At 71.1% G+C, this 13,298-nt stretch carries 13 protein-coding genes; 10 read left to right on the top strand and 3 right to left on the bottom strand.

Features of this window, described 5'->3' with window-relative positions; all coding sequences use genetic code 11:
• Positions 1-27 precede the first annotated feature (27 nt).
• Genes C3E78_RS03185 through C3E78_RS03165 form a run of 5 tightly spaced genes read left to right on the top strand, consistent with a single transcriptional unit; the run spans position 28 to position 4,982 of the window.
• Complete coding sequence (locus C3E78_RS03185) at positions 28-1,371, top strand: MFS transporter (RefSeq protein ID WP_108576951.1); 1,344 nt, start codon at positions 28-30, stop codon at positions 1,369-1,371.
• Entirely contained in the window at positions 1,361-2,785 is a 1,425-nt protein-coding gene (locus tag C3E78_RS03180; RefSeq protein ID WP_108576950.1) for a pyridoxal phosphate-dependent decarboxylase family protein, read from the top strand. The genes C3E78_RS03185 and C3E78_RS03180 overlap by 11 nt, the downstream gene beginning before the upstream one ends.
• A gap of 29 nt (positions 2,786-2,814) precedes the next feature.
• Positions 2,815-3,306: an ASCH domain-containing protein gene (locus C3E78_RS03175; protein WP_108576949.1), complete on the top strand. Its 492-nt coding sequence runs from the start codon at positions 2,815-2,817 to the stop codon at positions 3,304-3,306.
• A gap of 5 nt (positions 3,307-3,311) precedes the next feature.
• Complete coding sequence (locus C3E78_RS03170; RefSeq protein ID WP_108576948.1) at positions 3,312-3,896, top strand: GNAT family N-acetyltransferase; 585 nt, start codon at positions 3,312-3,314, stop codon at positions 3,894-3,896.
• A gap of 36 nt (positions 3,897-3,932) precedes the next feature.
• Positions 3,933-4,982: a GNAT family N-acetyltransferase gene (locus tag C3E78_RS03165; protein ID WP_235833820.1), complete on the top strand. Its 1,050-nt coding sequence runs from the start codon at positions 3,933-3,935 to the stop codon at positions 4,980-4,982.
• Between the two features lie 7 nt (positions 4,983-4,989).
• On the opposite strand, the gene C3E78_RS03160 is transcribed toward C3E78_RS03165, so the two are convergent.
• Entirely contained in the window at positions 4,990-5,457 is a 468-nt protein-coding gene (locus C3E78_RS03160) for an Lrp/AsnC family transcriptional regulator (protein WP_108576946.1), read from the bottom strand.
• Positions 5,458-5,586: 129 nt separating this feature from the next.
• On the opposite strand from C3E78_RS03160, the gene ald reads away from it, so the two are divergent.
• Positions 5,587-6,696, top strand: coding sequence for an alanine dehydrogenase (ald, locus tag C3E78_RS03155; protein WP_108576945.1), 1,110 nt, complete (start codon positions 5,587-5,589; stop codon positions 6,694-6,696).
• A gap of 113 nt (positions 6,697-6,809) precedes the next feature.
• Here the strand turns inward: ald and C3E78_RS03150 are convergent, their stop codons facing one another.
• Positions 6,810-7,940 carry an MFS transporter gene (locus tag C3E78_RS03150; protein WP_235833821.1) on the bottom strand — a complete coding sequence of 377 codons (1,131 nt, stop codon included), beginning with the start codon at positions 7,938-7,940 and terminating at the stop codon, positions 6,810-6,812.
• Positions 7,941-8,087: 147 nt separating this feature from the next.
• Here C3E78_RS03150 and C3E78_RS03145 point away from each other — a divergent pair, with 147 nt between their 5' ends.
• Genes C3E78_RS03145 through C3E78_RS03135 form a run of 3 tightly spaced genes read left to right on the top strand, consistent with a single transcriptional unit; the run spans position 8,088 to position 11,102 of the window.
• Positions 8,088-9,242, top strand: a complete 1,155-nt coding sequence (locus C3E78_RS03145) for an MFS transporter (RefSeq protein ID WP_235833822.1) — start codon at positions 8,088-8,090, stop codon at positions 9,240-9,242.
• Complete coding sequence (locus C3E78_RS03140; protein ID WP_108576943.1) at positions 9,239-9,919, top strand: uracil-DNA glycosylase; 681 nt, start codon at positions 9,239-9,241, stop codon at positions 9,917-9,919. Before C3E78_RS03145 ends, C3E78_RS03140 begins: the two co-directional genes overlap by 4 nt.
• Before the next feature lie 49 nt (positions 9,920-9,968).
• Positions 9,969-11,102, top strand: coding sequence for an AI-2E family transporter (locus C3E78_RS03135; RefSeq protein ID WP_108576942.1), 1,134 nt, complete (start codon positions 9,969-9,971; stop codon positions 11,100-11,102).
• A gap of 29 nt (positions 11,103-11,131) precedes the next feature.
• On the opposite strand, the gene C3E78_RS03130 is transcribed toward C3E78_RS03135, so the two are convergent.
• Complete coding sequence (locus tag C3E78_RS03130) at positions 11,132-12,370, bottom strand: HNH endonuclease (RefSeq protein ID WP_108576941.1); 1,239 nt, start codon at positions 12,368-12,370, stop codon at positions 11,132-11,134.
• 215 nt (positions 12,371-12,585) lie between these two features.
• Here C3E78_RS03130 and C3E78_RS03125 point away from each other — a divergent pair, with 215 nt between their 5' ends.
• A complete protein-coding gene (locus C3E78_RS03125; RefSeq protein WP_108576940.1) occupies positions 12,586-13,293 on the top strand; it encodes a Type 1 glutamine amidotransferase-like domain-containing protein in 708 nt (235 codons plus the stop codon).
• Positions 13,294-13,298: the final 5 nt, after the last annotated feature.

Below are 13,298 nucleotides of genomic sequence, written 5' to 3'. Positions count from 1 at the left end.
GGCCCACGGGTCCGATAGACATGGGTCATGGCCGTCCCGCTCGCCCCTGCGGTACGGAGGGGCTATGCCTTGGGCAGTGTCGCCACCGGGACGTTCGGCACCGTGCCGGGGCTGCTGCTCCTGCCGTACCTGACCGACTCGCTCGGCATCGCCGCCGTCGTCGCGAGCGTCATCGTCTTCGTCCCCAAGGCCTGGGACGTCCTGCTCAACCCGGTCGCCGGACGGATCAGCGACCGGTCGTCGGGGCCGGGCGGACGGCGCCGGCCGTTCCTGCTCAAGGGCGGACTGGTGCTGGCGGTCTGCTTCGCCCTGCTCTTCGCCGGGCCGACCGAGCCGTCCTTCCTGGCCGGCGCCTGGGTCGTCGTCTGGTTCCTCGCCTGCGCCACGGCGTACGCGTTCTTCCAGGTCCCGTACGTCGCGATGCCCGCGGAGATGACGCTGGACTACGCCGAACGGACCCGCCTGATGACCTGGCGGGTCGTCGTCCTGGCCCTCGCGATCCTGCTGTCGGGGGCCACCGCCCCGATGGTCGTGAACGCGTTCGGCGGTGATGAGACGGCGAAGGGCTACCGGTTCATGGGGGCGTACGTCGCGCTGATCCTCGTCGTCGGCGTGGTCGGCGCGTGGCGGGGCACGCGGGACGCGCCCGAGCACCGGGTCGAGACCGCGGGCGGCTCGCTGCGCGACCAGCTGCGGCTCGTCGGCGCCTCCCACGACTTCCGGGTGCTGCTGACGACGTTCGTCCTGCAGGCCGTGGGGGTCGGCGCGATGCTCGCCGGCGTGGCGTACGTCGCGGACGACCTGCTCGACTCGAGCGCGGCGTCCACGATCCTGTTCGCCGCGTTCGTCGCCCCCGCCCTGCTCGTGACGCCGCTCTGGGAGCGGTACGCCCAGCGGCGCGGCAAGCGGTCCGGCTACCTGATCTCGTCGACGTTCCTGGTCATCGGGTCGGTGCTGCTGATCCTGGCCCGCCAGGACCAGGAGCTCGTGGTCTACCTGGCCGCGGCCGTCGTCGGGACCGGGTACGCGGGGGCCCAGGTCTTCCCCATGGCCATGCTGCCGGACGTGGCGGCGCACGACGCCCGCACCTCCGGCGAGAACCGGATCGGGGTCTTCACGGGGGTCTGGACCGCCGGCGAGACCCTGGGCCTCGCGATCGGGCCGGGCCTGTTCGCGCTGATCCTCGCGATCGGCGGCTACGTCTCCTCGACCGACCACGCCGCCGACCAGCCCGACAGCGCCCTCACCGCGATCGCGATCGGCTTCTCCCTGGTCCCGGCCGCCCTGATCGCGCTCAGCATGCTGTTCCTGCGGCGGTACTCACTCGACTCCACCCGCACCACCCTCCCGGAAGGCGACCGTGTCGACTGACGACCTCCTGCGCCGGCTCGAGCAGCTGCGCGCCCACGACCTGCCCACCCACGGCGGACGCACCCTTGCGTACGTCTACGACTCGGGCCTGGCCGACGCCGACGAGCTCGGCAAGCACGCGCTGGCGATGTACGCCTCGACCAACGGGCTCGACCCCACCGCCTTCCCGAGCCTGCTGGCGATGGAGAAGGAGCTCGTCGCGTTCGCCCGGCCGCTGTTCCACGGGACGGCCGACACCGTGGGGACCGTGACGTCCGGCGGCACCGAGTCGATCCTCCTGGCCGTGCAGACCGCGCGGGACGCCCATCCGGTCGCCGCGCCCGTGATGATCGTGCCGACCACGATCCATGCCGCGTTCGCCAAGGCAGCGCACTACTTCGGCGTCGAGCGCGTCGCGGTCGACGTGGACCCGGTGACCAGGCGAGCCGACCCGGTCGCGATGGCCGCGGCGATGGACACGTACGGCGAGCGGGTCGTGCTCGTCGCCGCGTCGGCGCCGTCGTACGCGCACGGGGTCGTCGACCCGATCGAGGCGATCGCCGCCGAGACCTCCGCCCGCGGCCTCCGGCTCCACGTCGACGCCTGCATCGGCGGCTGGGTGCTGCCCTGGGCCGAGCGGCTCGGGCACGACGTCGCGCCGTGGGACTTCCGGGTGCCCGGCGTCACGAGCCTGTCGGCGGACCTCCACAAGTACGCGTACACGCCGAAGGGCGTCTCGCTGCTCCTGCACGCGACACCCGGGCTGAGGCGCCCGCAGTTCTTCGCCAGCGCCGACTGGCCCGGCTACACGATGCTCAACGCCACGATGCAGTCGACGAAGTCCGGTGGACCCCTCGCGGCCGCCTGGGCGGTCGTGCACCTGATCGGCGACGACGGCTATCTCGACCTCGTCCGCACGACCCTCGACGGCACCGCCGCGCTCGCGTCCGGGATCGCGGAACAGCAGCACGTCCGGCTCGTGACGCGTCCCGACGCGTCCCTCGTGACGTTGGAGACCGACGGCAGCTGCGACGTCTTCACGATCAGCGACGAGATGCTGGCGCGCGGCTGGTTCGTCCAGCCGCAGATGTCCTTCCGCGACATGCCGGCGTCCCTGCACCTGACGGTCAGCGCCGCGACCGCGCCGGCCGTGCCCGAGTTCCTCACCGCACTCGCCGAGTCGGTGGACGCCGCCGTCGCCGCGGGCCCCGTCGCGGTCGACGAGGGTCTGCGCGAGGCGGCGGCCTCGATCGATCCTGCCGCTCTGGACGACGACGCGTTCGACGGGCTCCTGGCGCTGGCCGGGCTCGGGTCGGGCACGGGCGAGGTGGGCGTGCCGACGCAGATGGCGCCGGTCAACGCCCTGCTCGACGTCGCCCCGCCCGCGCTGCGCGAGGCGCTGCTCATCGCGTTCCTCGACCGGCTCTCCCGCTAGCCCCCGCCGGTCGCGACTAGGCTCGCGGGATGACTGCCGAGGAGCTCGACGCCTTCTGGTCCGTGGCCCGCCACCAGACCCGCACCAACCCCGTGCCCGGCTACCTGGGCACGTTCTCCGGCGAGGCGCTGATCCCGCCGGCGTGGGCCTTCGGCGCGACGCCCGAGCAGGCCGACGAGCTCGTCGCGCTCGTGCTCGACGGCACCAAGACCGCCACGGCCGGCGCCGCGTGGGACTACGAGCACGAGGACGAGCGGCTGCCCCGGGTCGGTGACCTCGCGATCGTCCTCGACGGCGCGCAGCACCCCCGCGCGCTGATCGAGGTGATGCGGGTCGACGTCGTGCCGTTCGACGACGTCGGCGCCGAGCACGCCCACCTCGAGGGCGAGGGCGATCGATCCCTGGAGCACTGGCGCGAGGTGCACGAGCGGTTCTTCACCGAGCACGCGAGCCACGACCGCGGCTTCGACCCGGCGATGCCGGTCGTCCTCGAACGCTTCCGAGTCCTCTACCCCCGCTGATCCGCATGCCAGACTTCCGCCACCCCGCGCCCCTGACCGGCCGACACGTCCGCCTCGAACCGCTGACTCCCGAGCACGCCGAGGGGGTGCTCGCGGCAGCCGACACGGACGACGTCTTCCGATGGCTGTCGTTCGACCGGCCCCACGACCCGTCGGAGGCCCGCGAGCTCGTGGACCGCTACCTGACCGACCCGGCGCTGGTCGCGTGGGCGCAGGTCGACACGGCCACGGGGCGCGTGGCGGGCCTGACGACGTACTACGACGTCGACGAGACCCTGCGCACCGTCGCGATCGGCTACACGTGGCTGGGCTCGGCGCACTGGCGCTCCGGGATCAACTCCGAGGCCAAGCTCCTGCTGCTGCAGCGCGCGTTCGAGGACCTCGGCTGCGTCCGCGTCGTGTGGCACACCGACATCTTCAACCAGCGCTCCCAGGACGCGATCGCCCGGCTCGGGGCGCAGCGCGAGGGCGTCCTGCGCAAGCACCGCATCCGCCGCGACGGCACGTGGCGAGACACCGTCCTGTTCTCGATGACGGACGACGAGTGGCCCGCCGCACGCGACCGACTGTCCGCTCGACTCGACCGCTGACCCGGGCCGAACCGGGGATCGGCGACAATGGTGGCGATGACTGACACCACGAGCGACTCCCTCCAGGACCTGCCCACCCTTCCCGGACCCTGGCGTGCTCGCGTCCCCGGCTACGCCGACATCGACGCGCTCGTCGAGCTGCGCCGTCTCGACGAGCTGCAGGGCACGGGTGAGGCACACGTGGATCCGGCCGGCATCGAGTCCGAGGTCGCGGGGCAGGCGTCCTGGACGAGGCGCCAGGTCGTCGCGGTCGGCGACGACGACGTTCCGCGCGCCTGGATCACGGTGCACGACCGGGCCGCGGGACGAGCCCTCGTCTGGGGCTACTTCGACCGCGACGTCCCCGAGATCGACGAGATCGCGGCCGCGTTCTACGACTGGGCCGAGTCGGCGGCGATCTCGATGGCACGTCTGCGCGGCGTCCAGGAGACCCGTCTCGACGAGAGCCCGTTCGCGGACGACAGCCGCCAGGCCGGCTGGCTCCGCGACGCGGGGTACGCGAAGCGACGCACGTGGCTGCACATGGAGCGCCCGGTGACCCCCGAGGACGCCTCCCTCGAGCCCCGCGCCGGCGTGACGGTGCGCCCGGTCGAGCGGCACGAGAACGGCCTCCCCGTCGCGGCCGACCTCCAGGTCGTCCACCGGATGCTCGAGGAGTCGTTCGAGGACCACTTCAACTCGTACCGCGAGAGCTTCCCCGAGTTCGTCCAGCGGCTCCGTGAGGACCCGGGACACAGCTGGGACCACTGGTGGCTGGCGTACGTCGATCCCGAGGACGGCGGCGAGCCGGTCGCGGCCGGCACGGTCGTCTGCTCGGTGCTGACCGCGAAGGAGGGCGGCGCCGAGGGCACGTACGTGGAGTACATCGGCGTCAACCGTGCCGCCCGCGGCCGCGGCGTCGCCAAGTCGCTGCTCGCCGTGGCCATCGCGGACGCCGCCCAGCGGGGTCGTGACCGCGTCGGGCTCGAGGTGGACGCGGACTCGCCGACCAAGGCCGACCAGCTCTATCTCGCTCTCGGCTGGACGCCCGACTACGCGACGGACTCGTGGTTCAAGGACATCCGGCTCGAGGACCTCGAGGACTGAGCCGGGCTCATTCGGCCAGCCGGCCCCGCTTGTGCTCGAAGATCAGGTTGGTCTCCGTCAGGGCCACCTCCGGGGCCGAGCTCAGGTGGTCGACGACGAACGACCGCAGGTCCTCGGGGTCGCGGGCCGCGACGTGGACGTGGAAGTCGTCGGCCCCGGCGAGGAAGTAGACGTTGAGCACCTCCGTCATGCCCGCGAGGCGGTCGGAGAACTCCGTGATCGAGCCGCGGGCGTCGCTGCGCAGGCGCACCGCGATCATCGCCTGGATCGGGCGACCGAGCCACGCGGGATCGACCTCGGCATGGAAGCCCGCGATGACCCCGCGGTCGACGAGGCTGCGCAGCCTGGTGAGGCAGGTGGAGGCCGCGATGCCGACCTTGTCGGCCAGCGCGTTGTTCGGCAGCCGGCCCTGGCTGCGCAGGGCCGCGACGATGCGCGCGTCGATGTCGTCCAGCTCACGAACATCCTTCGCCACGGAGGCTCCTCACACGCCGGGTGCTGCAGATGACGCCGATTGAGCGTCCTTGACAGAATCTTATTCTCACCCTTGCCATCGGTTCCGCACAACCTTCACGATGGGAGAAATCCCGTCGAAGGAGCAGTCATGCTGGTCGGTGTCCCCCGCGAGGTCAAGAACCACGAGTACCGCGTCGCCATCACGCCTGCCGGCGTGCACGAGCTGGTCCGTCGCGGCCACGACGTCGTCATCGAGCAGGGCGCCGGCCTGGGCTCGTCCATCACCGACGACGAGTACGTCGCCGCCGGGGCCAAGATCTTCGACAGCGCGGACGACGTGTGGTCCGCGGCCGAGCTCGTGCTGAAGGTCAAGGAGCCGGTCGCCGAGGAGTACGGCCGGCTGCGGGCGGGCCAGACCCTCTTCACGTACCTGCACCTCGCCGCCAGCCGTGAGTGCACCGACGCGCTGCTCGCCTCGGGGACGACCTCGATCGCGTACGAGACCGTCCAGCTGCCCGACCGCTCGCTGCCCCTGCTCGCGCCGATGTCCGAGGTCGCCGGGCGGCTCGCGCCCCAGGTCGGCTTCCAGCACCTCATGGCCAGCAACGGCGGACGCGGGGTGCTGCCGGGCGGCGTGCCGGGCGTCTACCCGGCCGACGTCGTGGTGATCGGCGCCGGCGTCTCGGGCGTCAACGCCGCCGAGGTCGCCCGCGGGATGGGCGCCCGGGTCGAGATCCTCGACCTGGACGTGTCGAAGCTGCGTCAGGTCGATGCCCGCTTCACCGGCATGATCACCACGGTCGCCTCCAACGCGTTCGCGATCGAGAAGGCCGTCCAGCAGGCCGATCTCGTGATCGGCGCCGTGCTGGTGCCCGGCGCCAAGGCGCCCAAGCTCGTCACGGACGACCTCGTCGCCACGATGCGTCCGGGTTCGGTGCTCGTCGACATCGCGATCGACCAGGGCGGCTGCTTCGAGAGCTCCCGCCCCACGACCCACGACGACCCGACCTTCATGGTCCACGACTCGATCTTCTACTGCGTCGCGAACATGCCCGGCGCCGTGCCGCGCACCTCGACGTACGCCCTGACGAACGTCACGCTGCCGTACGCCGTCGCCCTGGCCGACAAGGGCTGGCATCGGGCGGTGACCGACGACCCCGCGCTGGCCGGAGGGCTCAGCACCCACGCGGGCAAGCTCGTCAACGGTCCCGTCGGCGAGGCGCTGGGCCTCGACGTCACCCCGCTCGCCGACCTCTGACCTCTCCCCCGCTGCAGTTTCCCAGGAGAACCTCCGAATCGGACGCCTCACCCCTGGAGCACCCTGTGCCAGGTGACAGGTTCCGGGGTTCTCCTGGGAAACCGCGGCCGGGGTCAGTAGCCCTGGTCGACCGGGACGGCCGACCGCAGGGCCCGGTTGGATGCCAGGGCGATGACGACGGCCAGTCCTGCCGCTGCGACGGTGACCGCGAACGCGGCGGTGTGGCCGTGCACGTCGGCGAGGCGTCCGGCGACGGCCGCGCCGAGGGCGTAGCCGATGCCGGTCGCACCGGCCAGCATCGTCATCGCGGTGCTCACCTTGTTCACGGGGACGAGGATGCCCGCGAGAGCGAAGTTGCTGATCATGTACGGCGCGACCGCGAAGCCCATCAGCGCGATGACCGCGACGAGGGCCGGGAGCGAGTCCACCAGCAGGAGCGGCGACGTCAGCACCAGCAGGCCGATCGAGGCGACGGCCATCCGCGTCGCGTACAGCACCCGCTCGGGCAGCCCGGTGATCGCGAGGCCGGCGATGACGCTGCCGACGCCGAGGACCGCGTGGATGAGTCCGGCCAGGCCGGCCTGACCCTCGGCCGTCGCGAGGACCGTCGTGCCGGTCTGCACGCTGCCGAAGATCATGCCGATGCACAGCTGGGCCAGGACCAGGACGACGAAGACCCCGGTCCACAGCGGCTCGCGACTCACCCCCTCGGTGACGGTCCGCCGGGCCACCAGCGCCGACGTGGGGTGGATCGCGAACCAGGAGCCGAAGATCGCCAGCAACGCGGCCGCCGCGAGCAGCGCGCCCGACGGCTCGGCGACGATCGCGAGCACGCCGATCATCGCGGGGCCCAGCACGAAGGAGGCCTCGTCCGCAGCACCCTCGTACGAGAACGCCGCGTCGACGAGGCGGCGCTGGTCGCCCTTGTCCTTGGTGATCGGGCGCCAGCGGACGCGCGCCAGCGGCCCCACCTGCGGGATCGCGAAGCCCGTCACGGCAGCCATCGCGAAGATGACGAGTCGCGGTGCGTCCGGGTCGGTCACCGCGACGACGCCGGCCAGGCCGGCCGCTCCCGCCAGCGACTGCACCAGCACGACGGGTCGCTGTCCGATGCGGTCCGACAGCGAGCCGAAGATCGGTGAGCCGATCGCGTTGGCCACCGCGAGGATGCCGGCCGCCGCCCCTCCGACGCCGTAGCTGTCGGTCGCCTCGCTCACCAGGACGAGGACTCCGAGCTGGCTCATGGCAAGCGGAATTCGCCCGAGGAAGGCTACGAGGATGTAGGCGGGCCCGACGATCCGCAGGAGTGCGCGGTAAGCGGCAATTGCTGACACAGCCGGACCATCCTACGGGGCCCGTCTCGGGCCTCGAGAGGCGGATAGGCTCGTGCCGTGCCCCCCACCAGAGCCCGCGTCGCGACCTTCGGAGTCTTCGGGCTCAACGGGTTCGTGCTCGGCATGTGGATCGTCAACATCCCCACGATCAAGGACCGGACCGGCGTCGACCAGGCCGATCTGGGCCTGATGCTGCTGGTGCTGGGCGCCATGGCGTGGGTCGGCATGCAGCTGGCCGGCCCGGCGATCGACCGCTACGGCAGCCGCCCCGTCGTGACGGTCTCGGCGGTCGGGCTGGCGGCGACCATCCCCGGTCCGGCGCTCGCGACCGACGGGCGGCAGCTCGTCCTCGCGCTGGCGGTCGTCGGCTTCTTCAACGGCATCGTGGACGTGTCCCAGAACGCGCAGGCGGTCGTCGTCGAACGGGCGTACGGGCGGCCGATCATGTCGGCCTTCCACGCCCTGTTCTCGATGGGTGGTCTGGTCGCGTCGGTCCTGGGTGGCAGCCTCATCGCCCTGGACGTCGACGTGCGCGTGAGTCTGACCGTCGCCGCGGTCCTCGGCGTCGTCGTCGCGCTGAGCCTGCGGCCGTCCCTCGTCGCGGCCCCTGCGGTCGTCGAGGACGCCCCTCCCCGCGGGCGCGCGCCGTGGACCGGGCGCGTGCTCCTGCTCGGCCTGCTCGCGTTCGCGCTGCTCCTCGGCGAGGGCGTCGCGTACGACTGGAGCACCGTGCACCTGCGGGACTCGCTCGGCTCGAGCGAGACGGTCGCGGCATTCGCCTACGGCGCGTTCTCGATCACGATGACGATCGTGCGGCTGTTCGCCGACCGGGTCGTCGCCGTCTGGGGGCCCGCGGTGTACGTCGGACGGGCCGCCCTCGTCGGGGCGCTCGGACTGCTGGGCGCCGCCCTCGCTCCCAATGCCGAGCTGGCGATCGCGGCCTGGGCTGTCTTCGGCATCGGGCTCGCCGGTTGCGTCCCCCAGTTCTTCTCCGCGGCGGGCAATGTCGACGAGTCGGCCTCCGGGACGTACCTCGCCCGCGTCACCAGCATGGGCTACCTCGGCCTGCTCGCCGGTCCCTCGGTGATCGGGCTGCTCACGCACTGGGTGTCCCTCACCACCGCATTCGCCTTCCCCATCGTCGGCTGCCTCGCCGCCGGCCTCCTGGCCCCGCGGGCGCTCGCCGCGGCGCCCGCGAAGGAGCCGACGTGAACCGCCCCCTCGACGAGCTGGTGGCACCGGACTGGGCCGAGGCCCTCGAGCCGGTGGCCGACCGGATCGCCGCGATGGGCCAGTTCCTGCGCGACGAGATCGCGGCCGGACGCTCGTACCTCCCCCACGGCGACCACGTCCTGCGCGCCTTCGCCGAGCCGATGGCGGACGTCAAGGTGCTCATCACCGGGCAGGACCCCTACCCCACGCCGGGCCACCCGGTCGGGCTGTCGTTCTCGGTCGCCCCGGACGTCCGCCCGCTGCCGCGCAGCCTGGTCAACATCTACACCGAGCTCGAGGCCGACCTCGGCATCCCGCCGGCGCCGTCGGGCGACCTGACGCCGTGGTCGCGGCAGGGCGTCCTGCTGCTCAACCGCGTGCTCACGGTCCGCCCGGGCGAGTCCGCCAGCCACCGCCGCAAGGGCTGGGAGGCCGTCACCGAGCAGGCCATCCGCGCCCTGGTCGCACGGCAGCAGCCGCTCGTCGCGATCCTGTGGGGCCGCGACGCCCAGAGTCTGCGCCCGATGCTCGGCGACGTGCCGGCGATCGAGTCGGCCCACCCCAGCCCGCTGTCGGCCTCGCGGGGGTTCTTCGGGTCCCGGCCGTTCAGCCGGGCCAACGAGCTCCTCGTCGAGCAGGGGGCCGAGCCGGTCGACTGGCGACTCACCGACCGCTAGCGGGCACAGGCGGATCACGCGGCGCTGCGGCGACCACTACTGTGGATCCGTGGCTGAGAACCAGAGGATCCGGGACCGCGGCGTCGTCATCGACGAGGCGTTCGGCAACCTCCAACGCTGGGGCCTGCGGGTCATCGTCATCGCCGCCGCGGCGTTCGTCATCGGCTGGGGCATCGGCCACGTCTGGATGGTGCTGTTCCCGGTCTCGATGGCCCTCATCGTGTCCACGGTGCTGTCCCCGCCCGTGTCGTTCCTGCGGTCCAAGGGCTGGCCGTCCGCCCTCGCGGCGGCGGTCGTCGTCGTGGGCTTCATCGCCATCCTCGTGGGCGTCATCGCGATCCTCACCCCGCAGGTCGCGGGCCAGGCAGCCGCGATCGCGTCCAATGCGACCGACGGCCTGCAGAAGGTGCGTGACTGGGTCACCGGGGAGCCGCTCAACCTGTCCGACGGCCAGATCACCCGGGCCATCGAGGCGGTGCAGGACAAGCTGCAGTCGAGCGCCACCGCGATCAGCTCCGGCGTCTTCTCGACCATCAGCACGGCCACCTCGATCATCGTCAACATCGTCCTCGTCCTCATGCTGACGTTCTTCTTCGTCAAGGACGGGCACAAGTTCCTGCCGTGGCTGAACGCGCTCGGCGGACAGCGCTCCGGCGCCCACCTGTCGGAGGTCCTCGGACGCGTGTGGTCGACCCTCGGCGGCTTCATCCGCACCCAGACCATCGTCGCCCTCATCGATGCCGTCATCATCGGCGGCGGGCTCTGGATCCTCGGCTCCCCGCTGGCGGTCCCGCTCGCGGTCATCACCTTCTTCGGTGGCTACATCCCGATCGTCGGAGCGTTCGTCAGCGGCGCCCTGGCGGTCCTCGTCACGATCGTCACGAACGACTACAAGGCGGCGTTGATCGCGCTGGTCATCGTGATCGCGGTCCAGCAGCTCGAGGGCAACGTGCTGTCGCCGGTCCTGCAGGGCAAGAACATGAACCTGCACCCTGCCGTCGTGCTGATGAGCGTCACCGCCGGCGGATCGATGTTCGGCGTCACGGGCGCGTTCCTCGCGGTGCCGGTGGCAGCGACCGTCGCCGAGATCCTGCGATACGTCAACGAGCAGATCGACGACTCGGTGTCCGTGCTGGCACCGAAGGAGGACGCTCGCGGGTCCGCCCCCTCAGACGACGACTGACGTGCCGGTGGGCCGCCGGACCGGGTGGGTCAGGCGGCTCGGCGGTAGCCGGTTCGTCGTCGACGCCGGATGGGTCGTTGGTACCGATCCGCAAACACGAACCCGCCGACCGCGTCACCGCTGATGTGCAGCAGCCCGCGGTGCACCAGGTGATGGCAGCGGACGCACAGCCCGACGAGCTGGTCGAGATCGGTTGAGCCACCGAGGGACCACCAGACGCTGTGGTGGACTTCTAGGTGGGTGTGGTTGCAGCCGGGTGCGGCGCAGATGCCCTTCTGTCGGGCCAGGACTGCTTTGCGCTGCTTGAGGTTCGGTTCGTACTTGGTCCGCCCGACGTTCAGGACCTGGTCCTGGTCGCGGACGAAACCGGTGATCCCGGACATGCAGAACAGGAACATCAACAAGTGGGGGCCGATCGCACCGTGACCGGCGAGGGTGGCCGGCTCGGTGACCGGCATCGGGTCCGGCACCCGGTGGGGGTGCTCGGTGTCCTGCCGCACGCGTTCGGCCGCTGCCTCGACGGTCTCAGCGTCGACGAACACCGACATGTGCGGGCGCACGCCCTTGTCGGATGGCAGCCCGTTTCCGAGGATCGAGGACAGCAGGTCGTCCAGGCCCTGCACCCGTCGCTGGGCGCCGGTGCGGGTGTCCTCCGCATCGTGGGGTGCGGAGACGGAGTCGAGCACCTTCTTGAGCTTCAGCCCGGTCAGCGTGTTGAGGAATCCGCTGACGTGCCACCCCTCGGGCAGGGCGTCGACGGCGAAGTCCTCCTTCTCCATCCCGCCCCGCCACGCGTCGTCCAGGTCTTCGGGATGGGTGCGGTCCTTGAGTCGCTTGACCGCGTCGAACAGCTCGTCCGGGTCCCGCTCACAGGCGATCGTGACCAGTGCTTCCTCGTACTCCCGCATCGGCTCCAACCCGACGTGGGCGAGTCCGTAGACGAACACCTGCACGTGAGCGGCACTGATCCGACCCGTCGTGGCAGCTTCAGCCACCAAAGGCAGGTCCCGGAGCGCGTTCACGTTGCGCACCAGCCGGGTCGCCTGGCCGGCGTTGAGCCGCAGCTGGTTGCGCACCCACGTGTTCAACGTCGACGCTCCGTCCAGCTCGAACTCCCTTGCGGCCTGGAGCTCGGCCAGCAGCACCGCCTTCGCCGCGTCCAACGCGTCCTGAGCAGCCTGCACCGCGTGGAGCTTCTCGCGGGTGTCACCCGACGAGAGCGCCTGCGCGGCGGTGCGCATCGCGTCGATCGTGGGCTCCGGATTCATGTCTCCAGACTACTCGAACACGTGTTCGACCACAAGACTTCATCAAGACTTTTTCGTTGATATAACAGGAAATATCACGTGTCCGACCGTCGTGACATGATCGACTCACGAGAACTGACCACCGCACGGCCGTTCGTCCCGATCGATCACCGCGCTCGCGGAGCGGGCCAGCGCTCAAGCAGCTGACCGGGGCGCCTCGCTGCTAGGGTCCGCCCATGCTCGGCACAATCCTCACGCTCGGTGGCGGCGGCTTCTCGATGTCGGATGACGGGACCTCGGCTCTCGACGACTTCCTGCTCGAGCTGACGGGCAAGAACCGTCCGCGCGTCTGTTTCGTCCCCACGGCGAGCGGTGATGCGGATACGTACAGCCAGCAGTTCGAAACCTCGTTCGCCGGCCGCGCCGAGACATCGGTGCTCTCGTTGTTCTGTCACGACCCATGGGGCTACAGCGATCCGACGATGCTTCTGGATCAGGACGTCGTGTATGTCGGTGGAGGGTCGACCGCGAATCTGCTCGCGGTGTGGCGCCTGCACGGTCTGCCCGATCTTCTGGTGGAGGCCGCGGCACAAGGGGTGATACTCGCGGGGATCAGCGCGGGCATGAACTGTTGGTTCGAGGGTTCCTCCACGGACTCGTTCGGACCGCTGGCCCCCTTGACCGACGGACTCGGCTTCATCAGTGCGACGTCATGCCCCCACTACCTCGGCGAGCCAGGCCGGCGCGGACAGTACATGGACTGGGTGGCCGACGGGACGCTCGGTGCCGGGTACGCAGTCGACGACTATGCCGGCCTCCTGTTTCGGGACGGCAAGCTCGTCGAGGCGGTGGCCGAACGCACCGGACGACACGCCTTCCGAGTCGAGCGCGACGGCACGGACCGCGCGGTCGAGATCGAGATCCCGCTACGCATGCTCTCGTGACGTGC

This window comes from Aeromicrobium chenweiae, from assembly GCF_003065605.1.
Lineage (GTDB): Bacteria > Actinomycetota > Actinomycetes > Propionibacteriales > Nocardioidaceae > Aeromicrobium > Aeromicrobium chenweiae.
The sequence above is the reverse complement of the archived record's forward strand: the minus strand, read 5'-3'. Positions and strand labels throughout refer to the sequence as shown.

Excerpts from the sequence above, each read along its gene's own strand:
- C3E78_RS03185 (WP_108576951.1), top strand. The coding sequence starts at position 28 with ATGGCCGTCCCGCTCGCCCCTGCGGTACGGAGGGGCTATGCCTTGGGC.
- C3E78_RS03175 (WP_108576949.1), top strand. The coding sequence starts at position 2,815 with ATGACTGCCGAGGAGCTCGACGCCTTCTGGTCCGTGGCCCGCCACCAG.
- C3E78_RS03170 (WP_108576948.1), top strand. The coding sequence starts at position 3,312 with ATGCCAGACTTCCGCCACCCCGCGCCCCTGACCGGCCGACACGTCCGC.
- C3E78_RS03165 (WP_235833820.1), top strand. The coding sequence starts at position 3,933 with ATGACTGACACCACGAGCGACTCCCTCCAGGACCTGCCCACCCTTCCC.
- ald (WP_108576945.1), top strand. The coding sequence starts at position 5,587 with ATGCTGGTCGGTGTCCCCCGCGAGGTCAAGAACCACGAGTACCGCGTC.
- C3E78_RS03150 (WP_235833821.1), bottom strand. The coding sequence starts at position 7,940 with ATGAGCCAGCTCGGAGTCCTCGTCCTGGTGAGCGAGGCGACCGACAGC.
- C3E78_RS03130 (WP_108576941.1), bottom strand. The coding sequence starts at position 12,370 with ATGAATCCGGAGCCCACGATCGACGCGATGCGCACCGCCGCGCAGGCG.
- C3E78_RS03125 (WP_108576940.1), top strand. The coding sequence starts at position 12,586 with ATGCTCGGCACAATCCTCACGCTCGGTGGCGGCGGCTTCTCGATGTCG.